The organism is Massilia sp. 05N420 (assembly GCF_056397205.1).
The window spans coordinates 148,587-172,397 of record NZ_JBFTMX010000003.1; the positions used below are offsets into that span (position 1 = coordinate 148,587).

The window sequence follows — 23,811 nt, forward strand, 5'->3', positions numbered from 1 at the left end:
CCGCCGCGTTGACGGGCGGCGGGCTTGGCAGCAGCGGTCAGGCCGCTGCCGGGGGAGCGCAACGGCGTTGCCGCTGCGAAGAACGGAGAGTCCGCCAGGTCGGGCGGTGTACCTGGCCTGCCCTCAGGCCGGCTTGCGGGTGATGGCGCGGGCCGCGAACAGGGCTCCGGCCACGCCCATGACGATGGCGGCGGTGCTGCCGGAGAAGCCGACCGCGGTGTTCCTGGCGATCCTGCCGGCCTTCGGCGTGACCAGCTGCAGGCGCCGCTTGGTCATCTCGCTGCCCAGTTCCGACAGGCGTTCCTTGCTGAGGGTCTGTTCGGCTTCCGGCAGCAGCACGGTTTCCTCGTCGGCCACGTGGTGCTGGACGTCGCGCATCAGCTCGAACAGCAGCTCGTCGTGGCGGGTGTCGCGCGGATCGGTGCGGCGCAGCTCATCGATGATGCGGCGCATTTCCATATGCTCCGGCTCGCTCTTTTCCATGACTTTCTGGTCAGCGGCGCGCGCGCGCATCACCGGGTAGAAGATTTCCTCTTCCAGGGTGGCGTGGATCTCCAGGGCGTCGCAGATAGTTTCGGCCAGCGCCTTCTTGACGCTCGGGCGCTTGTCCCTGGTGTACTGGTGGAAGGTCACCATCACGTGCGAGTGATCGAAACGGATCATGTCGGTGATGGACGGGCTGAGTTTGTTCAGAGAAAACATCATCTTCTCCTCGATTGAGATGCGATTTGTCGTCGGATGGATGAATCTTAGAGTGCGCGCCATGGCTGCCGCGTAGGAGCGCGACGCGGGCGGATGTCAGCGCAGGGCGCAGGTTCCGGCCCGTCCAGGCCGTCACTCGGCGCTGCAATATTACTGCAGGCTCAACTGCCAGTAGCCGACGTCGACCCAGGCCCCGAACTTGTGGCCGACTTCATGGAAGCAGGCGACCTGGCGGAAACCCATGCGCTCGTGCAGGGCGATGCTGGCGGCGTTCGGCAGGGCGATGCCGCCGATGACCGTGTGGAAGCGTCCCTGCAGGCGCGCCAGCAGGGCGCGGTAGAGGGCCCGGCCGTGGCCGCGCCCGCGCAGCTCCGGATCGACATACACGCTGGACTCCACCGCGTGCCGGTAGCCGGGCCGGGCCCGCCACATGCTCGCGTAGGCGTAGGCGCACACGCGGCCGTCTTCGACCAGCACGATCCAGGGGAGGGCGGCGTCCTGGATCGCGGCAATGCGGCGCGCCATCTCGGCCGTGTCGATCGGATCGTTCTCCATCGAAATGACGGTGGTTTCGACGTAATGGTTGTAGATGGCCGCGATGGCGGCGGCATCGGCGGGGAGGGCGTCGCGCAGGGTGCTTGTCGTATGCATGGTGGATAGTCTAAGCCTATGAAGCGGATTGGGTTTTTCTATAGGGTGCCAAGGAGTCCTAGCAAAGAAAGCTATCGCGGCGATAGATCTAAACTATTGCCTGGTTAAATTGAATTATTACATTGCTATTGGATTACATCAACAGCTTGTCGCTCCGAGTCCTACACAAGCACGGCGGACACGCTGATTACCGGTCACTGCAAGCCTGCGAACATGGATCGTCGGCTACGGCCGCGGGCTTTCCACCGCGCTGGGCGTGGCCTCCGGCCTGATCGAGCCGGTGGCGGCGGTGGCCGGCGTGGCCCTGATCGGCGTCGCGGCCGGGCTGCTGCCCTTCGCCCTGGCGGCGGCGGCCGGTGCGTGCTGTTCGTGATCGCCAACGACGTGGTGCCGGAGTCGCACCGGAACGGCCATGGCACCTGGGCCAGCGTGGCGCTGATCCTCGGCTTCATCCTGATGACGGTGCTGGATACGGCGCTGGGCTGAGCGCAAGGACTCGGCTCAGGCGTCGTCCGGCTGCGGCAAGGTTCGCAACTGGCGCGCCGCCAGCGCCGCGCGGTGCAGGTCGGCCGCATGCTCGAAGCTGCCGGGCCGGCCGAACAGCCAGCCCTGCGCGAAGTTCACGCCGCGCACGCGCAGGAAGGTGGCCTGCTCGTGGTTCTCGACCCCTTCGGCGATCATCCTCAGCTCAAGGTTGTGCGCCATCCCGATGATGTGGCTGACCACCTGGCTGGTCGGCGCCGCGGTGCCGATCGATTCGATGAAGGAGCGGTCGATCTTCAGGAAGTCGAGGTCGAGCGACTCCAGGTAGGACAGGCTCGAATAGCCGGTGCCGAAATCGTCGATCGCCACCTCGATTCCGCGCGCGTGCAGGGCGGCGATCACTTCGCGCGCCGAATCCCGGTGCACGAATCCGCGTTCGGTGATCTCGACGATCAAGTTGCTCGGCCCGGCGCCGCAGCGCGACATCAGCTTGTCCAGCAGGCCGACGATGACGGTCGACTGCAGATCCGCCGGCGACAGGTTGATCGCCACGTGGAAGCCCGGATGGCCGGCCAGGAACTGCCCGGCGTCGTGGCAGACCAGTTCCAGCACGCGCTCGGTCAGCCTGCCGATCACGCCCGCCGATTCGGCCACCGGGATGAAGACCTCGGGCGGCACCAGCTCGCCGGCGCCGTCGCGCCAGCGCAGCAGCGCCTCGACGCCCACGCAGGCGCCACTGCGCAATTCGATCAGCGGCTGGTACTCCATATAGAACTGGCCGCGCCGCAGGCCGGTGCGGAGGGCGGCGATCAGCGACATCTGCTGGCGCGCCAGCAGCAGCACCGCGGCGGCGCCGGCCAGGCCGACGAAGACGCCGGCCGGCACCAGGCGCCCGGCGATCTCGGTGTAGCGGGCCTGCATGTTGGCGATGGGGATGGCGACGATGGCGGCGGTGAGGAAGCTGTGCGAGCGGGCGATGGTCACGAGGTGGTGGCCGTCGTTGAAGGTCACGCTGCCGTTGCTGCCGAGCCGGTCGATCCAGGCCGGATCGATGTAGCCGTGCTGCAGGCTGGCGCGGCGGCGTTCGAGGTGAACCGAGGCCAGCGACACCCCGGGCGTGTTGGTCCAGATGTCGAGCGGCAGGTCGCGGTGGATGAGGGCGGCGTAGTGGTCGCGCGAAATCGCCATCAGCGGGTGGCCGTAGGTGGTGCGGATCGGGATGTCGAGATAGAGGTCGAACCCGGTGGAGGTCTGGAAGGCCACGGGGCCGAGCGGGACCGGCGGCCCGGTCATGGACGAGCAGGCCAGCTCGCCGTTGCGCACGTAGCCGATCGCCTGCAGGTAGGTCGAGGTCAGGTCGATCTCGCGCATCAGGGCGCGTGCGCCGCTGGAGCAGGGATCGAGGCCGGAGTTGACCAGCACCTTGATGGCGGCCAGCGCCTGGCGCGCGGTCTCGTCGGTGCGGTGCAGGACGTCGTGGGCGTAGGCGAGGGTGAGCGAGGATTCGGCATCGAAGGCCTGGCGCTGCGCCTCCTGCAGGGCCAGCCAGGGCGGCAGGAACATCACCGCCAGCGCCAGCAGCAGCGTGAGAGCGAACGTGAACCGTCTGCGCATGATCATCCCCTCCCCGGGGTGCGGCGCTGGCACCGGTACCGGCGCTGCCGGGCTGGAGAGGCCCGTACAGTTCGATTATAGCGGGGAGAGAAAATCCGCAGCGCGCAAAAAAATGCCCCGGTCGGCGCCGGGGCAGAAGCTCTGCTGCTGTTTACTCTAGCTTCAGTTCCGGATCTCCAGCGCGCGGTTCACGCTCAGCGCCGCCAGCGATGCGACCGCGCCCGACAGCAGGTAGAGGCTGACGAAGCCGAGGCCGTAGTTGGCGGCCAGGCCCAGTGCGACCAGCGGCGCGAAGGCGGCGCCCACCAGCCAGGCGAGGTCGGAGGTCAGGGCGGCGCCGGTGTAGCGGTACTCGGCCAGGAAGTTGGAGGTGACGGCGCCGGCGGCCTGGCCGTAGGACATGCCCAGCAGCAGGAAACCGATCAGGATGAAGGTGTTCTGGCCGGCCACGCCGCCGTCCATCAGGGTCGGCACGAAACCGGCGAACAGGGCGATCAGCGCGGCCAGGGTGCCCAGGGTATTGCGGCGCCCGAATTTATCGGCGATCAGGCCCGAGGCCAGCACGCCGACGATGGCCAGTCCGCCGCCCCACATCTGGATCTGCAGGAATTCCGCCATCGAGCGGGTGTCGTAGAGCTGCAGCCAGGACAGCGGGAACACGGTCACCACATGGAACAGCGCATAGCTGGCCAGGGCGGCGAGGGCGCCCAGCACGATGGTGCCGCCCTGCTTGCCGACCACTTCGCGCACCGGCACCGGGTCCAGCTGGTGCTCGTCCAGCAGGTGGGTGTAGTCCGGGGTCGAGACCAGGCGCAGGCGGGCGAACAGCGCGACCACGTTGATCGCGAAGGCTACATAGAAGGGAAAGCGCCAGCCCCAGACCAGGAAATCGTCCTGCGACAGCTCGGCCATCAGGTAGGAAAATATGCCGGCTGCGATGATGAATCCGACCGGTGCGCCAAGTTGTCCCAACATCGCGTACCATCCACGCTTGTGTTCAGGCGCGTTCAGCGCGAGCAGCGAAGGCAGGCCGTCCCAGGTCCCGCCGAGCGCGAAACCCTGGCCCAGGCGCAGGATGGCGAGCGAAATGATGGCCCATTCGCCCCAGCGCGAGTAGGTCGGCAGGGCGGAGACGGCGACGGTGGCCGTACCGAGCATGAACAGGGCGATGGTCAGCTTGATTTCGCGGCTGAAGTGGCGCTGGATGGCCATGAAGATGACGGTGCCGATCGGCCTTGCAATATACGCAAGGGCGAAGATGGCGAAGGAGTACAGGGTTCCCTCGAGGCGGTCGGCAAACGGGAAGAACACCGCCGGGAATACGAGCGCGGAAGCGATCGCGTAGACGAAGAAGTCGAAGTATTCCGAGGCTCGCCCGATGACCACGCCGACGGCGATGTCACCCGGGGCGATGGCCGTATCGCGGGAATTGATGTTACGGGCACCGCTGTTTGGCGCGGTGATCGGAGCGGCGGCTGCGTCGCCGTACGTCGTGGTGTTCTGCTGCATATTTCGTCTCCTTTGGTCTCGATGACACTTTTGGGCCTGGGCCCCTTCAGGATGAAACGTCGACAACAAAAGCGCGAAGGGTGGGACAAAACGTCCAATCGCCAAACGTGCACCGTTGGCGTTACATTAGCATGTTATCTTTCCCATGTAACGTAAAACACAAGCATGATTCCTAAGACCGTAAGTCGCGGATTGCTTCTCACACCCCTGCTGGCGGCCCTTGCCGGCTGCAATACGGTGGTGATGAACCCGTCCGGTGACATAGCAAAGCAGCAGGCGCATCTGATCATCGTCTCGGTGGTCCTGATGTTGTTGATTATCGTACCGGTGCTGATCCTCGTTGTCTGGTTCGCCCGTAAATACCGCGCCAGCAATACCGAAGCCGAGTACCTGCCGGACTGGGACCACTCGACCAAGCTCGAACTGGTGATCTGGGGCGCACCGCTCCTGATCATCATCGTGCTGGGCCTGGTGACCTGGATCTACACCCACAAGCTCGACCCCTACCGTCCGCTCGACCGCCTCGCCGAAGGCCGCCCGATCCCCGCAACCGCCAAGCCGCTCGTGGTGCAGGCCGTCGCCATGGACTGGAAGTGGCTGTTCATCTATCCGGAGCAGGGCATCGCCACCGTGAACGAACTGGTGGTCCCGGTCGACGTGCCGGTGCGCTTCAAGATCAGCGCGACCTCGGTCATGAATGCGTTCTACGTTCCCGAACTGGCCGGCATGATCTACGCGATGCCGGGCATGGAGACCGCGCTGAATGCGGTGCAGAACAAGCCGGTGCAGTCGGTCGGCATCTCGTCCAACTACAGCGGCGCCGGCTATTCGGACATGAAGTTCGGCTACCGCGGCGTGCCGCAGGCCGATTTCGACGCCTGGGTGCAGCAGGTCAAGAGCACCGGCACCGCCAAGCTCGACCGCACCAACTACCTGGTGCTGGAGAAGCCGAGCATCAAGGATCCGGTCCGCCACTATGGCGGCGTCGATGACGACCTCTACTATCGCATCCTGAACCGCTGCGTCGCCGACGGCGCCGTCTGCATGGACAAGATGATGATGGACGACGCCCGCAAGGCGCGCGAGATGGCGATGAACCGGATGCCCCAACACGCGGCAGCGACCCGCCTGGCCCAGGCCAACAACGGCGAAGTCTGCACCACGCCCGATGAATCTGTGAAGAAGAAGTAAATCATGCACGAGCAATTTGACTTAGCGAAGTTGATCTTCGGTCGGCTCAGCTGGGAAGCGATTCCCTACCACGAGCCGATCCTGATCGCTACCTTTATCGCGGTGGTCCTGGGCGGCATCGTCGTCCTGGGAGCGATCACCAAATTCAAGCTGTGGGGCTATCTCTGGAGCGAGTGGTTCACCAGTATCGACCACAAGAAGATCGGCATCATGTACATGATCCTCGGTCTGATCATGTTCCTGCGCGGCTTTGCCGACGCGCTGATGATGCGCGCCCAGCAGGCGTTCTCGTTCGGCGATTCGCACGGCTTCCTGCCGCCGCACCACTACGACCAGGTCTTCACCGCCCACGGCGTGATCATGATCTTCTTCGTGGCGATGCCGCTGGTGACGGGCCTGATGAACTACGTGGTGCCGCTGCAGATCGGCGCGCGCGACGTCGCCTTCCCGTTCCTGAACAACTTCTCGTTCTGGATGACCACCATGGGCGCCGTGCTGGTGATGGCCTCGCTGTTCGTCGGCGAATTCGCCCGCACCGGCTGGCTGGCCTATCCGCCGCTGTCCGGCATCCTGGCCAGCCCGGACGTCGGGGTGGACTACTACATCTGGTCCTTGCAGATCGCGGGTGTGGGTACGCTGCTGTCCGGTATCAACCTGGTGGTCACCATCGTCAAGATGCGCGCCCCCGGCATGGAACTGATGAAGATGCCGGTGTTCACCTGGACCGCACTGTGCACCAACATCCTGATCGTGATGGCCTTCCCGATCCTGACCGCCACCCTGGCGATGCTGGGCCTGGACCGTCTGTTCGACACCCACTTCTTCACGAACGAACTGGGCGGCAACGCCATGATGTACGTGAACCTGATCTGGATCTGGGGCCACCCGGAGGTATACATCCTGATCCTGCCGGCCTTCGGCATCTTCTCGGAAGTCGTCGCGACCTTCTGCAACAAGCGCCTGTTCGGCTACACCTCGATGGTGTACGCGACCTGCGTGATCATGGTCCTGTCCTACCTCGTGTGGCTGCACCACTTCTTCACGATGGGCTCGGGCGCGAGCGTGAACTCGTTCTTCGGCATCACCACGATGATCATCTCGATCCCGACCGGCGCCAAGCTGTTCAACTGGCTGTTCACCATGTACAAGGGCCGCATCCGCTATGAACTGCCGATGATGTGGACCGTGTCCTTCATGATCACCTTCACCATCGGCGGCATGACCGGCGTGATGCTGGCGGTCCCGCCGGCCGACTTCGTGCTGCACAACTCGCTGTTCCTGATCGCCCACTTCCACAACGTCATCATCGGCGGTGTGCTGTTCGGCCTGTTCGCCGGCGTGAACTACTGGTGGCCGAAGATGTTYGGCTACAAGCTGGACCGTACCTGGGGCGTGCGCTCCTTCTGGCTGTGGTCGATCGGCTTCTGGGTCGCCTTCACCCCGCCGTACATCCTGGGCTTCATGGGCGTGACCCGCCGCGTGAGCCACTTCGACGATCCGTCGATCCACTGGCTGTTCCAGGTTTCGCTGCTGGGCACCCTGATGATCGCCGCCGGTATCGCCTGCCTGCTGATGCAAGTCTTCGTTTCGGTCCGCGACCGCAAGAAGCTGCGCGACGTGACCGGCGACCCGTGGGACGGCCGTACCCTGGAATGGGCCACCTCGTCGCCGCCGCCGGCCTACAACTTCGCGTTCACCCCGGTCGTGCATGACAACGACACCTGGGCCGACATGAAGAAAGCCGGCTACAAGCGCCCGCTGAACGGCTTCGTGCCGATCCACATGCCGGCCAACACCTGGGCAGGTCCGGTGATCCCGATGGTCACCTTCGTGCTCGGTTTCGGCATCATCTGGCACATGTGGCTGCTGGTGGCACTGTCCTTCGTTGCGACGATCGCCGTGACCATCTACCACACGTTCAACTACAAGCGTGACTWCTACATCCCCGCGGAAGAAGTGGCACGTACGGAAGAAGCCCATACCCGACTGCTGGAAGCCCATGTCTGACATTAATACCAACACCGTCAGCGCCACCGGCGCCGACATCAGCTCGCGCTACTACGTGCGCGAGCATCACCCGGAAAACGGCACCCTGCTCGGTTTCTGGATCTACCTGATGAGCGACTGCCTCATCTTCGCCTGCCTGTTCGCGACCTATGCAGTCCTGGGCCGCAACTACGCGGGCGGCCCGTCGGGCGCCGAGATCTTCGAGCTGCCGCTGGTGGCCATCAACACGGCCTTCCTGCTGTTCTCGTCGATCACCTACGGCTTCGCGATGCTGGCCGCGCAGAAGAAAGACCTGGGCAAGACCCAGCTCTGGCTGGCCATCACCGGCGTGCTGGGCGCCTGCTTCCTGGGCCTGGAACTGTACGAGTTCTCGCACCTGATCCACGAGGGCTTCGGCCCGTGGCGTTCGGGCTTCCTGACCGCGTTCTTCTCGCTGGTCGGCACCCACGGCCTGCACGTGACCTTCGGTATCGTGTGGCTGGTCACGCTGATGGTCCAGGTCGGCAAGCACGGCATCACCGGTGCCAACTACCGCCGTCTCGCCTGCCTGTCGATGTTCTGGCACTTCCTGGACGTCGTCTGGATCGGCGTATTCACCTTTGTCTACCTGATGGGAGTTCTGCCATGAGCGATCACCACACCCACGCTCACGGCCATGACGACCACGCGCACGGCCACGGCATCGACCACCACGACCACATGGAAGCCCACGGCAGCCTGAAGGATTACTCGATCGGTTTCATCCTGTCGGTGATCCTGACCGCGATCCCGTTCTGGCTGGTGATGACCCACCAGCTGGCGCCCGGCACCACCAAGGCCGTGATCCTGGCCTTCGCCGGCGTCCAGCTGGTCGTGCACATGATCTACTTCCTGCACATGAACTCGAAGTCCGAGGGCGGCTGGAACATGATGGCAATGCTGCTCACCGTCATCCTGCTGTTCATCGTGCTGACCGGTTCGATCTGGGTCATGTACCACATGAACGCCAACATGATGCCGAACATGGGCAACGATGGCTCCGCCGTGCACGGCATGCACGACATGCAGTAAAGAGACAGTAAGCAGTAGATGGAAGTAAACGATCAGACAGCGGCGGCCAGTACCGCCCGGAAGGCCCCGCGCATCATCCTGGGAATCCTGGCGCTGCTGCTGATCGTGCTGTTCGCAGGTCTGGGCACCTGGCAGGTCTACCGCCTGCAATGGAAACTGGACCTGATCGCCCGCGTGAACGCACGCGTGCACGCCGCCCCGGTGGCGCCGCCGCCAAGCGCGCGCTGGGAAGGCATCACCGCCGGCTCCGACGAATACCGCCGGGTACAGGTCGCCGGCACCTATCTCTACGAATACACGACGCCGGTCCAGGCGCTCACCGAGCAGGGCAGCGGCTATTGGCTGCTGACGCCTCTGTGCACCGCGGACGGCCACGTCATCCTCGTCAATCGCGGCTTCATTCCCGCCGAACCCGGCGCGCGCACCCGCTACGCGCCGCGCAAATCCGAGGGCTATCCCTGCGCCACCAATGCCGGCGGCGCGGTCCAGCTGGTCGGCCTGCTGCGCATCAGCGAGAAGGGCGGTGCCTTCACCCGCTCCAACGATGCCGCCGCCAACCGCTGGTACTCGCGCGACGTGGCCCGGATCGCGGCCGCCCGCGGCCTGCCCAGCTCGCTCACGGCGCCGTTCTTCATCGACGCCGCCGCCGGCCAGAACCCGCCCGGCTCGCCCGACCAACCGCAGGGCGGCCTCACGGTCGTCGGTTTCCACAACAGCCACCTGGTCTATGCCCTCACTTGGTATGCTCTGGCCTTGATGGTGGCGGGCGCATGGTGGTACACCACGCGCGGCGCCGGATCGCGATCGGGCAAGACCGGGAATGATGACGACGACCACTGAGCTACTGAAGAACACCGCCGCCGACGTCGAATACGTCGCCGGCCACAAGAACATGCTGCAGCTGATCGAGCTGCGCTGGATCGCCGTCATCGGCCAGATCACCACGATCGCGGGCGCGATCCTGATCTTCGACGTCAAGCTGCCGCTGGTGCAGATGCTCGAAGTGCTGGCCTGCCTGATCGCCTTCAACGTCGCCAGCCACCTGCGCTGGCACGAACACCGTCCCGTCACCAACAACGAGCTGTTCCTGGCCCTGCTGGTCGACGTCGCCAGCCTGACCATGCAGCTCTACCTGTCGGGCGGCACCACCAATCCCTTCGCCTTCCTGTACCTGCTGCAGGTGATCCTGTCGGCGGTGCTGCTGGAAGCCTGGTCGACCTGGACCATCGTCGGCATCACGTTGCTGTGCCTGGCCGGACTATCCATCTTCGCCAAGCCGCTGGCGCTGCCCTTCGACCACGCCCGCGGCATCTCCAGCCTGTACGTGCAGGGCATGCTGATCTGCTTCGTGCTGAACGCCGCGCTGCTGGTAGTCTTCATCTCGCGCATCAGCAACACCCTGCGCGGCAAGGCGGCCCAGCTGGCGGCGCTGAACCAGCGCGCCGCCGAGGAAGAGCACATCGTGCGCATGGGTCTGCTGGCCTCGGGCGCGGCCCACGAACTCGGCACCCCGCTGGCGACCCTGTCGGTGATCCTCGGCGACTGGAAGCGCATGCGCGAGTTCAAGTCGAATCCGGACCTGCTGGCCGAGATCGACGAGATGCAAACCCAGCTCAAGCGCTGCAAATCCATCGTCAGCGGGATATTATTGTCGGCAGGGGAAGCGCGCGGCGAATCGGCGATCCGCACCACGATCCGCGACTTCCTCGACGACCTGGTCGAGGACTGGCAGGACAGCCGCCCGGTACGCGCCTTCGACTACGTGAACCGGATCGAGCAGGACCYGCCGGTGGCCTTCGACGAAGCCCTCAAGCAGATGATCGACAATGTGCTCGACAACGCGCTGGAAGCCTCGCCCGACTGGTTGCAGCTGGAAGCCGAGGTCGAGAACGGCATCCTGGTGCTGTCGGTGCTGGACCGGGGGCCGGGCTTCACGCCGGCCATGCTGGTCAACTACGGCAAGCCCTATCATTCCACCAAGGGCCGGCCGGGCGGCGGCCTGGGCCTGTTCCTGGTGGTGAACGTGGCGCGTACCCTGGGCGGCACGGTGGCGGTGACCAACCGGGCGGAGGGCGGGGCCAAGGTTACGCTGACCCTGCCGTTGAAGGCGATCGCCCTCGCCAACGAGTGAAGACGACAAGAACACGAACATGTCCAGTATCGAAGAACTTGAAGATATCGAAGACCGCCTGCTGCTGATCATCGAGGACGACGACGCCTTCGCGCGCACCCTCGGCCGCTCCTTCGAGCGGCGCGGCTACCGGGTGCTGCACGCGCCGGGCCTGGAGGAGGCCGAGGCGCTGCTGAAGGAGCACAGCCCCGGCTATGCGGTGGTTGACCTGAAGCTGAAGGGCAACAGCTCCGGCCTGGCCTGTGTGCAGATGCTGCATGCCCATGACGACGAGATGCTGATCGTGGTCCTGACCGGCTTCGCCAGCATCGGTACCGCGGTCGAGGCGATCAAGCTGGGGGCCAGCCAGTACCTGGCCAAGCCGTCCAATACGGACGACATCGAAGCGGCCTTCGGCCACGTGGCCGGGAATACGGAGCTGGAGCTGACCAAGCGCTCGACCTCGATCAAGACCCTGGAGTGGGAGCACATTCACGCGGTGCTGGCCGAGACCGATTTCAATATCTCCGAGGCGGCCCGGCGGCTGGGGATGCACCGGCGGACGCTGGCGCGGAAGCTGGAGAAGCAGCGAGTCAAATAGTGTGTCCCGTCGTTCCCGCTTTCGCGGGAAGTCGGGTCGGGCAATGCCCGGCACGACGAACTAGACGTTCAACACCACCGCCTTGCTATCCGCCCCCACCTTGGGCACCGCGATATCCGCACCGCGCGCCAGCTTTACCACCGTCCCCATGAAGCCGGACACGTCGAAGGCCACCTTGGCCAGCATCGGAATCGCATCCTTCACCGGCGCCATCCGCGCCAGCTCCATCGGGTTCATGCCGGCCTGGGACGCCATCGCCTTGCCCTGGCGGCCCAGGTCGGCGGCCTGCAGGGCGCCGATCGCGAAATTCAGCAGGGCCTGGCCGATCAGTTTCTTTTTTTCGCCGTCCAGCGCGGCCATGCGCTTTTCCATGTCGCCGGAATCGATCAGGCGCCTGGTCTCGCTGGCTTCCGCATCGTACAGGGCGCTGTAGCGGGCCGCGCGTTCCTTCGGGTCGGCCAGCTGCGCGATCGCGGCCAGGGCGGCGCGCTTGGTGCTCAGTTGTTCTTCGTTGGCGAAGGCGGCGTTGATCGCGGTGACCGAACGGCCGGCGATCTCCGACAATTCGGCGCTCTTGCGCACGAAGCCGTCGACGTCGTAGGCGTCGGTGCCGGCTAGCGGATTCGCGCCGCCGGCCAGCATGCCGCCGATGCTGCTGGCCAGGCCGCCGAGGGCGGACAGCTGGGCGTGGGCGGCGTTCATCGAGAGCAGGCAGGCGCCTGCGGTAAGCATTGCGGCGATCCGGGAAGCGGTGCGGGTCATGGTGTCCTCGTTCATTGTCCGATATTCGGGAGCTGCGATGGCTGCACGATATCTCCCGTCGGTACGCATGGCAATGCACCGGACGCCGCTTCCCCCACAGGTGGGGCCGCTTGTTGCCGGGCTCAGAGCTGGCGGATCCGCACCAGCTCCGGCCGCGCGATGCGCAGGTAATCGCCGGCGTCGAGGACCATCGAGGCATCCAGCCGGCCGGCGTTGAAGACGATCTCGCGATAGCGTTCGAACAGGTCGGGATCCGCCACCAGCTGCAGCTCGGAGTGGAAGGAGAAGGGCGGAATCGCGCCGAGGACGCAGCCGGTCATGGCGGCGATCTCCCTCGGGCTCATCAGGCTGGCGCGCCTGGCGCCGAAGTGCGCGGCGAGGGCGGCCAGGTCGAGCTGGCGGTCGGCGGCCAGCACCGCCAGCACGTGCTTCGCCGGCGCATCCGGTATCTGCAGCTTGCAGGCCATGGCCTTGGCGCCCTGGCCGACCTCCGTGCCGCGGATGCGGGCGACTTCTTCGGACTTGCCGGCGGCCGGGTGCTCGATGACCCGGTAGCCGGCCGCGCCGGCGTCGAGCAGCGCGACCAGTTTGAGGAAGACGGGCGTGGAGCCGACGCCGGGCGGAGTCGATAATTCAGTCATGCGGATGCCGTTTGAAAGAGTGGTTCGGAGGGGAGGAGAGCATCGAGTTCACGCGCGAGTTCGGCCTCGAGTTCGCGATGCGAGCCCACCACGCGCCAGGCGCCGTCGAAGGGATAGCCGGCCAGCAGCGCGCTGCGCAGGACGATGCAGCGCAGGCCGGCGGCGCGGGCGGCGGCCAGCCCGCGCGGCGAATCCTCGACCGCGACGCAGTCCTCGGCGCGCAGGCCAAGCTTGTCAAGCGCATGCAGATAGGCGTCCGGATGCGGCTTGGGCCGCTGGCCGTCCGCGCGGGCGACGATGTGGCCGATGTGGTCGAGGGCCTTGCCGGCGCGGTGGGCGAGTTCGATGTGTTCTGCAAACGAGGCGGTCACGATGCACATCGGTACGCGCCGCGCCAGGCGCGCCAGCATCGCTTCGACGCCCTCGAAGCACAGGCCCGGCGCATCCGACAGCAGTTGCGCATAGCAGTCGTCGCGGGCGGTGCGGACTTCCGCGATCCTTCCGTCGTCGTAGCCGCGGGCGCGCAGCACGTGCCAGGCACCGTGGTTCCGTTCGAGGTACCAGGCCACGTATTGCGCGTGGGTGAGGGCCAGGCCGTGGGCCTCGAGGACGCGGCGGTTCGCTTCGAAGAACAGGCGCTCGGTGTCGCACAGGACGCCGTCGTTGTCCCACAGGATTGCCTTGATCATTGCCTGCTGATGTCGTTGTAGGCGGTGGCGCGCGAAATGCCCAGGTGGGTAGCGGCGATCTCCATGGCGCGCCGGATCTCGAGGAAGCCGCCGGCCTTCAGCTCGCGCATCAGCGCGCGGCGCTCGTCGGCCTTCAGGAACTGAGGCGACGATGCCAGGCTGGCCGCGTACTGGTCGATGCGGCGCCGGATCGCCTCGGCGTTGGCCGGGTCGAGGGATTCCTGCAGCGGCGAGGCATCGGTGGCGGTGAACTGTTCGAGCGCGTTCCGCATCGAGCGGAACAGGGTCAGGTCGACGTTCAGGCAGAGGGCGGCCACGTAGCGGCCATCGGCGTCCCTGATGCCGATCGAGGTGCTCTTGGCGGGGCGGCCGTCGGCGAACTGGTTGGTGTAATTCGCCACGATCTGCGGATAGTCCGGGTCGGCAATGCGCGCCAGGCCCAACTCCGTGGCGGGGTCGCTGGCGGCGCGGCCGGACAGGTTGTTGTGGATGGCGAGCACGGCATGCTGGGGATCGCGCAGGTCGTGCACGACCACCTCGCAGAAGGGCGCGAAGGTCTGGGCGAGGCCGGCGGCAATCTGCCGGACCTGTTCGATCAGCGAGGCCTGGGTCTCGGATGGCTTGGGCATCTCAGGCACGGTCCGGGCCCTTGAGGTAGTTGTCCTTGACGCGCACATAATGCTCGGCCGAGTAGCGCAGGTAGGCGATCTCGGCCTCGGTCAGGGCGCGGACCTTGACTGCCGGTCGTCCAATATACAGGAATCCACTTTCCAGTATTTTGTTCGGCGACACCAGGCTGCCGGCGCCGATCATCACATGGTCCTGCACCACCACGTCGTCCATTACGATGCTGCCCATGCCGATCAGGCATTCGTTGCCGATCCGGCAGCCGTGCAGGATCACCGAGTGGCCCACGGTGACGTAGTCACCGATGACGAGCGGAGAGCCGTCAGGCTTCATGGTCGACCGGTGCGAGACGTGGCCCATCGCGAAGTCCTGGACGTTGCTGCAGCGGCCGATCACGATGTCGTTGACGTCGCCCCGCAGCACGGTGTTGCACCATACCGAGGAATCCGCGCCGAGCCGGACATTGCCGATCACCTGGGCGGATGGGTGGATGTAGACGCGCTCGTCGAGGGCGGGGAAGGCGTCGAGGTAGTTCGAGATTGGCATGTCCGGGCTCTCTGGAATAAATGTCTAAGTCCGGACATTTTGCCAAATGGCGCCTTATACCGCAAGCCGGAATGAAAACGGCAGACCGGAGTCCGCCGTTCGCAGGCTGAAACCAGCAAACCTTACCAGGTATATCCCACCTTGCCGTAGAAGAAGCGGCCATTGAAACCGTTCGGCGCCCACACGCTGTAGGGCTGGGTGCCGTTCACGTTCAGGTTGCCGCTAGCCGTCACTTGCGCGGGATAGCGGTTGGTCAGGTTGTCGATGCCCAGGGTCACGCGCCAGTTGCTGGCCACGCGCACGGAAGCCGAGACGTCCAGCACCCATTGCGGATCGTAGGTCTGGTCCAGCGCCACATTGTTCTGCGGGACGGTGAATTTTCCGTAACGCGTCACGTTGGCGTGGCCGCTCCATTGGCCGCGGGTGTAATCGCCCGCCAGGGTCAGCTTGTCCTTCGGCGAACCCACCGTGAGACGATTCACGGTCTGGCGGTCGGCCAGCACCAGATTGGCGTTGGACAGCACGGCCGGGGTGGCGGCCACGTGGCGGACTTCGTTGTCGTTGTGGTTGTAGGCCAGGGTGAAGTCGGCGCGCGCGCCCTGGGCCAGGTTCATGCGGTAGGTGCTGACCAGGTCCACGCCCTTGGTGCGGGTGTCGACGGCGTTGGTGAAATAGCGCGCCGCGCCGACGAAGATGCCGCGGTTCTGCAGCGCCGTGTTGAGGCCGGCGGCCGCGGCGCTCGAGAGCTGCAGGTTCGACGAGAAGATGATGCGGTCGTCGATGTCGATGCGGTAGAGGTCGACGGTGGTGGTCCAGTTGCGGATCGGCTGCCACTGGGCGCCGAGGCTCAGGTTGCGGGCGCGCTCGGGCTTCAGCGGCTGGGCGCCGAGGGCCTGGGCGGCGGCGCTGTTGACCGGGAAGGTGCCGGTTTCGATCGGCGTGTTCTGGCCGTTGATCACCAGGAAGTTGGTGGTCGTGATGGTGTAGTACTCCTGGGCCAGCGAGGGTGCGCGGAAGCCGTTCGACACCGTGCCGCGCAGCGCGAATGCCGGCGTGAAGGCGTAGCGCGCCGAGGCCTTGCCCGAGGTCGTGTTGCCGAAGTCGCTGTAGCGCTCGTGGCGCACGGCCAGGGAGCCGGACAGCTTCTTGGTGATGTCGCCTTCCAGGTTCAGGTAGAGCGACTGGTTGTTGCGGCTGTTCTTGCCGGCGTTCTCGGGACGGAAGCCGGAGAAGCCCTGGGCGCCGCCGCCGAAGTAGGAATTCGGTTCGCCGGCGCCGATCTCATACGATTCGTGGCGGGCTTCAAGGCCCAGCGCCACGGTCAGCGGACCGGCCATCATTGATACCGGAATGTCGCGCGCGACGTCCAGGTTGAACAGTTCCTGGGTCGAGCTCAGCTTGCCGGCGTAGAAGCTGGTCTGCGAGGGATTCGGGAAGCCGGCACTCAGGTTGGTGGTGTTGTCGACGTCCAGACTGAAGCGGTTGCGGCCGTAGTTCAGGCTCGCATCCCAGCGCCAGCCTGCCAGCTCGCCGCGCAGGCCGGTCACGACCGAGGAGTCGGTCGACTTGCTGTCTTCCAGCGGCAGGAAGCCTTCCGGGTAGAGCGCCGAACGCTGCACCGGTCTGGCGGCGTTGAACGGCGTGGTGTAGGCGGTGCGCCAGGTGGCGGCCGACGAGGTCTTGCGCTCGCCGTAGTTGGCGAAGGCGTACCAGTCGATGTCGTCGTTGATGGCGTACTGGCTGTTGACGAACAGGGTGCGCGGACGGCTGTCCGGATCGCCGTAGCGCTGGGTGATGGTGCCCTGGCGCGGACCGGCCTCGGGGCGCGGGTCGGCGAAAGCGCGGTTGGTCGGGTTGCGGTTGGCGGCTTCCAGGGCCACGCGCACCCAGCCCTTGTCGCCCAGCCGGAAGCCGGTCGAGCCGCGCACCGTGGTCTGTTCGCCGTCGCCCTTGTCGTATTCGCCGTACTGGATCTCGGCATCGCCGCCGTCGGCGCCCTTCTTGAGGATGATGTTGACGACGCCGGCGATGGCGTCCGAGCCGTATTGCGCGGCGGCGCCGTCGCGCAGTACTTCGATGTGGTCGATCGCGGCCAGCGGGATGGCGTTCAGGTCGACCGGGGCCGAGCCGCGGCCCAGGGTACCGTTGACGTTCACAACGGCCGAGGTATGGCGGCGCTTGCCGTTCACCAGCACCAGGGTCTGGTCCGGCGACAGGCCGCGCAGCTGGGCCGGGCGCACGGCGTCGCTGGCGTCGGCGCCGGTCGGGTGGGGGAAGTTCATCGACGGCAGCAGGCGCGACAGCACGGTGGCCAGCTCGCTCGAGCCGGTGCTCAAGAGTTCCTTGCTGCCGATGACGTCGACCGGCGATTCGGTCTCGAGCGTGCGGCGGTTCAGCGAGCGGGTGCCGGTGACGACCACCGATTGCATCTGGCCGCCGGCATCGGCGGCGGTGTTGCCGGTATTGGCGGCGGCGCCGTCCTGGGCGCGGGCGGCGGGCAGGGCGGAGGCGATCAGGCTCAGGGCGAGCAGGGCGCGCGCGGGGTTCGAACGGGAATATTTGACGCTCATGTTCTTCTCATTAATGTTGCACAGCACAAAGGCTGGGAGGGTGGGGAGCTTAACAGACTGAAAATTGGCTGACCAATAACGTTTCGGATTATGCTTATACTCAGATGGGATAAGCGCCAGGTTGCATTAGGAAATCTTATGCATGGTGGGTGTGGTAAATTGTCAATTTTCCGTTTACCGAACGCCCATGTCATTTCAACGCTTTCCCCTGGCCGCCCTGAGTGCGGCCATCCTGGCCGGTTGCGCCGGCATGCAGCCGGCCGGCGAACGAGTGGAATCCGCCTTCGTGATCCTCGGCGACGACGGCATGGCGACGGCCCGCGCCATCACCACGGCGGCCAGCTGCCCGGCCATCGAGATCGACGGCAAATCCGCACCGATGGCGGTGCGCTCGCCCCTGTCGCCGATTCCGCCGCGGCCCCAGGCCGGCGAGGCGAAGGATCGCCCTGTGGCCGTGTCGTCGCCGGTGCAGAGCTGCGAAGCGCCGCTGCCGGCGGGTGTGCGCAGCGTGCTGGTGGCCGGCCGCGCGCTGCCGCTGCCGGTGCCCGAGCCGAAACGCATCGTGGTGATCGGCGACACCGGCTGCCGCCTGAAGGGCAAGGAATTCCAGGACTGTAACGATCCGGAAGCCTTCCCCTTCGCCAGGGTCGCCGCCAGCGCGGCCGCCTGGAAGCCGGACCTGGTGATCCACGTCGGCGATTTTCACTACCGCGAAGATCCTTGTCCGGCCGACCGCCCGGGCTGCGCCGGCAGTCCCTTCGGCTATGGCTGGGATGCGTGGAAGGCCGACTTCTTCGCCCCGGCGACGACCCTGCTGAAGGCGGCGCCCTGGGTGGTCGCGCGCGGCAACCACGAGAACTGTGCGCGTGGCGGCCAGGGCTGGTGGCGCTTCCTCGATCCGCGCCCACTGCGTCCGGAATCGAGCTGCGACGACCCGGCCAGGGACGAGACCGGCGACTATACCGACCCCTACACCGTGCCGCTCGGCGGCGACGCCCAGCTGCTGGTGTTCGACAGCGCGAATACGAGCTATAAAGGCTTCAAGCCCGGCGACGTCCGGATCGAGAAATATTCCGACACCTACCGCAAGATCGAGGCGCTGTCGTCGAAAGCCCGCCACACCATCGCGGTCGATCATCACCCGCTGTACGGCTTCGGCGCCACCGAGGACAAGAAGACCGGCGCGATCAGCCTGTTCGGCGGCGACGCCGGCCTGATCCAGGCCTTCGGCGCCATCCAGCCGCGGCTCTTGCCGGCGAACGTCGACGTCCTGTTGTCGGGCCACGTCCACCTGTGGGAGCAGGTCAGCTTCTCGTCCGATCATCCGACCCAGTTCGTCAGCGGCTTCGCCGGTACCGCCGAGGACATCGTGCCGCTGCCGGTCAGGGTCGCGCCGGGCACCACCCCGGCGCCGGGGGCCATCGTCGAGTCCATGAGTTCCTGGATCGACGGCTTCGGCTTCATGACCATGGAAAGGACGGGCCCGGCGCGCTGGTCGGTGGCGATCCACGACCGCGACGGCAAGGAACGGAATACCTGCAGCGTCGAGGGACGCCGTTCGCACTGTGCGCTGCCGCAGGTGCCGCGCATGGTACAACACTGAGCTTTTCTGTAATGCAAGATGTATTTGCTCAAATGTGATTGCCTGCAACACATAATTTATGTCACAATTGGAGTGTGAGCGGGGCGGTCGGCGCTGAGCCGGCCCGTCTTCGTGATCAGCGATGAGGATACTTTGTATCTCTTCAGCTCCCGGCTGGTCCGGGAGCTTTTTTTCCCTGGTTGCCCGCTCCACCGTACCGACGGAGGAGGGTATATGAACGAGTTGATTTCCGCCGCCGCCCAGCTGGCCTGGCCCCTGGCCCTGGTGGTGTCCTGGATGGCGGGCGAACTGGCGCACCGCTGGACCGGCATCCCCCGCATCAGCATCTACGGCCTGGCCGGTTTCCTTGCCGGTAACCTGGCGCTCGAAGTACAAGGTCCGATCGACCATTCTCCCTATCTGCTGTTCGCCAGCCTGGCCTTCGGCCTGGTGCTGTTCGAGCTCGGCTACCGCATCAACCTGCGCTGGCTGCGCGCCAATCCCTGGATCCTGGCGACCTCGCTGCTCGAATCCGGCCTGACCTTCATCGCCGTCTACCTGGCCTCGACCTGGTTCGGCGCGCCGCCGATCAGCTGCGGCCTGCTGGGCGCGCTGGCGATGGCGACCTCGCCGGCCGGCCTGCTGCGGGTGCTGAACGAGCAGGGCGCCGGCGGCCAGGTGAGCGAACGCGCGATGCACCTGGCGGCCCTGAACTGCGTGGCCGCCGTGTTCGTGTTCAACCTGATCGTCGGCGTCAAGGTGTTCCAGACTTCGGGCGACCTGCTGCATGCGGCCGGCTCCAGCCTGCTGGTGCTCGCGGTGTCCGGCCTGCTGGGCGCCATCGCCGGCACCCTGGTGCCGCTGTGGCTGAGGAGCGTCGGCGGCAAGGATGCCACGCTCACCTTCGCGCTGGCGGTGCTGCTGGTGGTGGCCGCCACCCACGTGCTGAAACTGTCGCCGGTGCTGGCGGCGCTGTGCTTCGGCCTCGCCGCCCGCCACCGCCGCAGCGCCCTCGGCGTCACCCAGCGCAACTTCGGCGCCCTCGGCGACATCCTGTCCGTGCTGCTGTTCGTGTTCGCGGCCTCGACCCTGACCTGGCAGAATGCCAGGGAGGGCATGGTGCTCGGCCTGCTGGTGGTGCTGGTGCGGATGGTGGTCAAGGTGGGGGTGTGCGCCGCGCTGGCCCGTCCGTCCGGGATTTCGGTGCGCAAGGGTGCGCTGTCCGGCCTGGCGCTGGCGCCGGTGGCGGTGTTCACCGTGCTGATGATCGAGCAGACCCGGCGCCTCGGCGTCGAGTTCAACTACAGCCTGGCGCCGCTGACCGCGATGGCCCTGGTGCTCCAGGTGGTCGGTCCCATCATCACCCAGCGCGCGCTGGTCTGGGCCGACGAAGCCCATCAACACAAGGAGGTTTGAATGACCTTGGGACCCTTCGCCACCTCGGAATCCCTGACCATGGGCGTGGAGCTCGAGCTCCAGCTGGTCAGCCTGTCCGACTTCGACCTGGTGCCGGCCTCGCCGGACATGCTGGACCTGCTGGCGCGCGCGCCTTTTCCGGGCAATGTCACGCCCGAGATCACGCAGAGCATGATCGAGATTAACAGCAGCGTACACAGCGGCCACGAGGGCCTGGTGGCCCAGCTGCGCGAGATCCGCGACACCCTGCTGGCGGCGGGCGACCGCCTCAACGTCGGCGTCTGCGGCGGCGGCACCCATGCCTTCCAACAATGGTCAGACCGGCGCATCTTCTCCAAGCCGCGCTTCCAGGAAGTGTCCCAGCTCTACGGCTACCTGGCCAAGCAGTTCACGGTGTTCGGCCAGCACGTGCACATCGGCTGCCGCTCCGGCGACGAAGCCATGTACCTGCTGCATGCGCTGAACCGCTATGTGCCGCACTTCATTGCGCTGTCCGGCTCATCGCCCTTCCTGCAGGGCGCCGATACCAGCTTCCAGTCGGCCCGCCTGAACTCGGTGTTCGCCTTCCCGCTGTCGGGCAGGGCGCCGTTCCTGCTGAGCTGGAACGCCTTCGCCGAGGACTATTTCGAGCGCATGGCCGGCACCGGCATCGTGAAGAGCATGAAGGATTTCTATTGGGACCTGCGGCCCAAGCCCGAGTACGGCACCATCGAGCTGCGCGTCTGCGATACCCCGCTGTCGGTCGAGCGCGCCGCCGCGCTGGCCTGCTACCTGCAGGCGCTGTGCCGCTACCTGTTGGCCGGCAACGAACCGGCGCCGCGCGAGGACGACTACCTGGTCTACAACTACAACCGCTTCCAGGCCTGCCGATTCGGCCTCGACGGCACCCTGGTGCACCCGCAGCGCCACGAACAGATGGTGCTGCGCGACGACATCCTGGCCACCCTGAAGCGCCTGGAACCGGATTTCGAGGCCCTCGGCTCGACCGCCGCGCTGGCCCAGCTGCGCCGCGACATCGAGATGGGCAGCGACGCCGACTACCTGCGCCGGGCCTGGCGCGAAGGCGGCAGCCGCGAAGCCGTGGTCGACGCCGCGCTGGAGCGCTTCCGCCAGCCGGAGCCGGCGCTGGTCTGATGCGGCGTCAAAGCTGCTGGGACAGCGGGACCTTGGCGCTGGCTTCGTCGGCCGCGAGCATGGCGATCAGCTTGCCGAGGTCGGCTTCCAGGCGGTCGAGGGTGGCCGGGTCCAGGCTGGACAGGGCATCGGGCAGCACGCCGGCGAAGGGCAGGGGCGCGCTGTTCAGCACCGTCTCGCCGTCCTGCGCGATGCGCAGGGCCACGCTGCGGCGGTCCATGCCTTCGCGCGCCGCCGTGACCAGGCCGCGCTCGGTCAGGCTCTTGATCAGGTTGCTGGCGGTGGACTGGTGGATGTCGAGCTCGCGCGACAGCTCGGTCACGCCGATGCCGGGGCGGCGCTGGATGACGGACAGCGCCCACAGCTGGGCGCCGCCGACGCCGGCTTCGCGCTCGACCTGTCGGAAGTGGGTTTTGACCGAGTTGAAGACGACGCGGAACTGCCGCAGCACGCGGGTCGCGGGTGCGGGATCGTTGGGGTCGGCCGGATTGGCCGAAGTTGAAGAAGAGGACATGGACGAATGATAACGGAAAATTCACAAGCAGAGCCAGCGCCGTATCGCGGCGCCACAACCCGATGAGGCCGCCACGCAGCATGCGCGAGGCCTTGCGCCAGGAGCTTGCCGACTGGCGCCTGTGGTGGGCGCGCACCGTGGTGGTCGCGGCCGCCGTGGCCGCCGGCCTGACCGTGGTCGGCTTCACCTGGCTCGCCGAAACCGCCAGCCATTATTTCGGCGCCATGCGGGCGCTGGCCTGGTGGTCGCCGCTGCTGGCCTCGCCGGCCTGCGCCGCCGCCGTGGTGTGGCTCACGCGCCGCTTCGCACCGGGTGCGGCCGGTTCCGGCATCCCGCAAGTCATGGTAACCCTGGAAAAGGAAGTCGGCGAGGGCGAGCGCGGCCTGTTCGTGTCGCTGCGCCTGAGCGTGGCGAAGATCCTGCTGACCTCGGCCGGCCTGCTGGGCGGGCTGTCGCTGGGCCGCGAAGGTCCCTCGGTGCAGATCGCCGCCGGCATCATGCTGCAGGCGCGCCGCCTGATGGGCTCGGCAGCGCCGGTCGGCATCCACGGCCTCTTGGTGGCCGGCGGCGCGGCCGGCATCGCTGCCGCCTTCAATACGCCGCTGGGCGGCGTGATGTTCGCGATCGAGGAGCTGGCGCGGGCGCCGGAACGCCGCAGCAGCGGCCTGATCATCGCGGCGATCGTGCTGGCCGGCCTGGTGGCGGTGTCGGCCCACGGCAACGGCGCCTATTTCGGCGTGATCCACGCCGCCGCCCCCGGCCTCGGGCTGCTGCTGCCCGGCCTGATGCTGGCGGTGCTGGCCGGCATTGCCGGCGGCCTGTTCTCGCGCCTGATGATCGCTTCGCTGTCCGGGCAGTCGCCGGACTGGTTCAGCCGCCAGCGGGCGCGCCGTCCGGTCCTGTTCGCCGCCGGCTGCGGGCTGGCGGTGGCGATCATCGGCGTCGTCACCGCCGGCGCCGCCTTCGGATCCGGCTACGGCTCGACCCGCACCATGGTCGAGGGAAGCGGCGCGATGCCGGTGGCCTACGCCCTGTTCAAGTTCCTGGCGACCTGGATCACGAGCTGCTCGGGCGTGCCGGCGGGTATCTTCGCGCCCTCGCTGGCGATCGGCGCGGCGATCGGCAACGATGTCGCCCTGCTGCTGTACGGTACCCAGGCCCCGGCCCTGATCGCGCTCGGCATGGTCGGCTTCCTGTCCGCCGCCACCCAGGCGCCGCTGACCGCCTTCATCATCGTGATGGAGATGGTCGACGGCCATGCGATGGTGCTCAGCCTGATGGCCTGCGCCCTGGTGTCCTTCGTGGTGGCGCGCGCGATCAGCCCGCCGCTGTACGCGACCCTGGCCGGTTTCCAGCTGGCGCGGATTCCCCTGGCACCGGGCGAACAGCCACGCAGCCTGGAACACCACTAG

Annotated in this window: 23 protein-coding genes; 12 read left to right on the top strand and 11 right to left on the bottom strand. The window is 66.5% G+C overall.

Features of this window, described 5'->3' with window-relative positions:
• Positions 1 to 123: 123 nt before the first annotated feature.
• Both AC1DIX_RS02655 and AC1DIX_RS02660 read right to left on the bottom strand, forming a co-directional pair.
• Positions 124 to 702, bottom strand: a complete 579-nt coding sequence (locus AC1DIX_RS02655; protein WP_442121448.1) for a hemerythrin domain-containing protein — start codon at positions 700 to 702, stop codon at positions 124 to 126.
• A gap of 150 nt (positions 703 to 852) precedes the next feature.
• Positions 853 to 1,353: an arsinothricin resistance N-acetyltransferase ArsN1 family B gene (locus AC1DIX_RS02660; RefSeq protein WP_477251315.1), complete on the bottom strand. Its 501-nt coding sequence runs from the start codon at positions 1,351 to 1,353 to the stop codon at positions 853 to 855.
• A gap of 360 nt (positions 1,354 to 1,713) precedes the next feature.
• Here AC1DIX_RS02660 and AC1DIX_RS02665 point away from each other — a divergent pair, with 360 nt between their 5' ends.
• Positions 1,714 to 1,839, top strand: coding sequence for a hypothetical protein (locus AC1DIX_RS02665; protein ID WP_477321814.1), 126 nt, complete (start codon positions 1,714 to 1,716; stop codon positions 1,837 to 1,839).
• 15 nt (positions 1,840 to 1,854) lie between these two features.
• Here the strand turns inward: AC1DIX_RS02665 and AC1DIX_RS02670 are convergent, their stop codons facing one another.
• Both AC1DIX_RS02670 and AC1DIX_RS02675 read right to left on the bottom strand, forming a co-directional pair.
• On the bottom strand, positions 1,855 to 3,450 hold the full coding sequence (locus AC1DIX_RS02670; protein ID WP_477321816.1) for an EAL domain-containing protein: 1,596 nt from the start codon (positions 3,448 to 3,450) through the stop codon (positions 1,855 to 1,857).
• A gap of 162 nt (positions 3,451 to 3,612) precedes the next feature.
• Positions 3,613 to 4,959 carry an MFS transporter gene (locus AC1DIX_RS02675; protein WP_442121443.1) on the bottom strand — a complete coding sequence of 449 codons (1,347 nt, stop codon included), beginning with the start codon at positions 4,957 to 4,959 and terminating at the stop codon, positions 3,613 to 3,615.
• 165 nt (positions 4,960 to 5,124) lie between these two features.
• On the opposite strand from AC1DIX_RS02675, the gene cyoA reads away from it, so the two are divergent.
• Genes cyoA through AC1DIX_RS02710 form a run of 7 tightly spaced genes read left to right on the top strand, consistent with a single transcriptional unit; the run spans position 5,125 to position 11,918 of the window.
• Entirely contained in the window at positions 5,125 to 6,150 is a 1,026-nt protein-coding gene (gene cyoA, locus AC1DIX_RS02680) for a ubiquinol oxidase subunit II (RefSeq protein WP_442121442.1), read from the top strand.
• 3 nt (positions 6,151 to 6,153) lie between these two features.
• A complete protein-coding gene (gene cyoB / locus AC1DIX_RS02685) occupies positions 6,154 to 8,157 on the top strand; it encodes a cytochrome o ubiquinol oxidase subunit I (RefSeq protein ID WP_477321818.1) in 2,004 nt (667 codons plus the stop codon).
• Entirely contained in the window at positions 8,150 to 8,785 is a 636-nt protein-coding gene (gene cyoC / locus AC1DIX_RS02690; RefSeq protein ID WP_442121440.1) for a cytochrome o ubiquinol oxidase subunit III, read from the top strand. Before cyoB ends, cyoC begins: the two co-directional genes overlap by 8 nt.
• Complete coding sequence (gene cyoD / locus AC1DIX_RS02695; RefSeq protein ID WP_442121439.1) at positions 8,782 to 9,207, top strand: cytochrome o ubiquinol oxidase subunit IV; 426 nt, start codon at positions 8,782 to 8,784, stop codon at positions 9,205 to 9,207. The genes cyoC and cyoD overlap by 4 nt, the downstream gene beginning before the upstream one ends.
• 18 nt (positions 9,208 to 9,225) lie before the next feature.
• Entirely contained in the window at positions 9,226 to 10,047 is an 822-nt protein-coding gene (locus AC1DIX_RS02700; RefSeq protein ID WP_477321820.1) for an SURF1 family protein, read from the top strand.
• Entirely contained in the window at positions 10,031 to 11,338 is a 1,308-nt protein-coding gene (locus AC1DIX_RS02705; RefSeq protein ID WP_477321822.1) for an ATP-binding protein, read from the top strand. Before AC1DIX_RS02700 ends, AC1DIX_RS02705 begins: the two co-directional genes overlap by 17 nt.
• Before the next feature lie 19 nt (positions 11,339 to 11,357).
• Complete coding sequence (locus AC1DIX_RS02710) at positions 11,358 to 11,918, top strand: response regulator transcription factor (RefSeq protein ID WP_442121436.1); 561 nt, start codon at positions 11,358 to 11,360, stop codon at positions 11,916 to 11,918.
• 60 nt (positions 11,919 to 11,978) lie between these two features.
• On the opposite strand, the gene AC1DIX_RS02715 is transcribed toward AC1DIX_RS02710, so the two are convergent.
• The 6 genes from AC1DIX_RS02715 to AC1DIX_RS02740 all read right to left on the bottom strand — a co-directional run bounded on the left by AC1DIX_RS02715 (position 11,979) and on the right by AC1DIX_RS02740 (position 17,753).
• Positions 11,979 to 12,695, bottom strand: coding sequence for a hypothetical protein (locus tag AC1DIX_RS02715; RefSeq protein ID WP_477321824.1), 717 nt, complete (start codon positions 12,693 to 12,695; stop codon positions 11,979 to 11,981).
• 107 nt (positions 12,696 to 12,802) lie between these two features.
• Positions 12,803 to 13,321 carry a YbaK/prolyl-tRNA synthetase associated domain-containing protein gene (locus AC1DIX_RS02720; protein WP_477321826.1) on the bottom strand — a complete coding sequence of 173 codons (519 nt, stop codon included), beginning with the start codon at positions 13,319 to 13,321 and terminating at the stop codon, positions 12,803 to 12,805.
• On the bottom strand, positions 13,318 to 14,010 hold the full coding sequence (locus AC1DIX_RS02725) for an HAD family hydrolase (RefSeq protein ID WP_477321828.1): 693 nt from the start codon (positions 14,008 to 14,010) through the stop codon (positions 13,318 to 13,320). The genes AC1DIX_RS02720 and AC1DIX_RS02725 overlap by 4 nt, the downstream gene beginning before the upstream one ends.
• Positions 14,007 to 14,639, bottom strand: coding sequence for a helix-turn-helix transcriptional regulator (locus AC1DIX_RS02730; RefSeq protein WP_477321830.1), 633 nt, complete (start codon positions 14,637 to 14,639; stop codon positions 14,007 to 14,009). The genes AC1DIX_RS02725 and AC1DIX_RS02730 overlap by 4 nt, the downstream gene beginning before the upstream one ends.
• A gap of 1 nt (position 14,640) precedes the next feature.
• Positions 14,641 to 15,183 carry a gamma carbonic anhydrase family protein gene (locus AC1DIX_RS02735; RefSeq protein WP_477321832.1) on the bottom strand — a complete coding sequence of 181 codons (543 nt, stop codon included), beginning with the start codon at positions 15,181 to 15,183 and terminating at the stop codon, positions 14,641 to 14,643.
• A gap of 122 nt (positions 15,184 to 15,305) precedes the next feature.
• Positions 15,306 to 17,753 (bottom strand): TonB-dependent receptor plug domain-containing protein, encoded by a 2,448-nt coding sequence (locus tag AC1DIX_RS02740; protein WP_477321834.1) that lies wholly within the window; start codon positions 17,751 to 17,753, stop codon positions 15,306 to 15,308.
• A 187-nt stretch (positions 17,754 to 17,940) separates the two neighbouring features.
• On the opposite strand from AC1DIX_RS02740, the gene AC1DIX_RS02745 reads away from it, so the two are divergent.
• The 3 genes from AC1DIX_RS02745 (at position 17,941) to AC1DIX_RS02755 (ending at position 21,885) form a co-directional block, all read left to right on the top strand.
• Positions 17,941 to 19,356, top strand: coding sequence for a metallophosphoesterase (locus AC1DIX_RS02745; RefSeq protein ID WP_477321836.1), 1,416 nt, complete (start codon positions 17,941 to 17,943; stop codon positions 19,354 to 19,356).
• Between the two features lie 213 nt (positions 19,357 to 19,569).
• Positions 19,570 to 20,751, top strand: a complete 1,182-nt coding sequence (locus AC1DIX_RS02750) for a cation:proton antiporter (RefSeq protein ID WP_477251340.1) — start codon at positions 19,570 to 19,572, stop codon at positions 20,749 to 20,751.
• On the top strand, positions 20,752 to 21,885 hold the full coding sequence (locus AC1DIX_RS02755) for a YbdK family carboxylate-amine ligase (RefSeq protein ID WP_477321838.1): 1,134 nt from the start codon (positions 20,752 to 20,754) through the stop codon (positions 21,883 to 21,885).
• Positions 21,886 to 21,892: 7 nt separating this feature from the next.
• Here AC1DIX_RS02755 and AC1DIX_RS02760 read toward each other — a convergent pair whose 3' ends face one another.
• Entirely contained in the window at positions 21,893 to 22,399 is a 507-nt protein-coding gene (locus AC1DIX_RS02760) for a MarR family winged helix-turn-helix transcriptional regulator (protein WP_477251344.1), read from the bottom strand.
• Between the two features lie 62 nt (positions 22,400 to 22,461).
• Here AC1DIX_RS02760 and AC1DIX_RS02765 point away from each other — a divergent pair, with 62 nt between their 5' ends.
• Positions 22,462 to 23,811: a chloride channel protein gene (locus AC1DIX_RS02765; RefSeq protein ID WP_477321840.1), complete on the top strand. Its 1,350-nt coding sequence runs from the start codon at positions 22,462 to 22,464 to the stop codon at positions 23,809 to 23,811.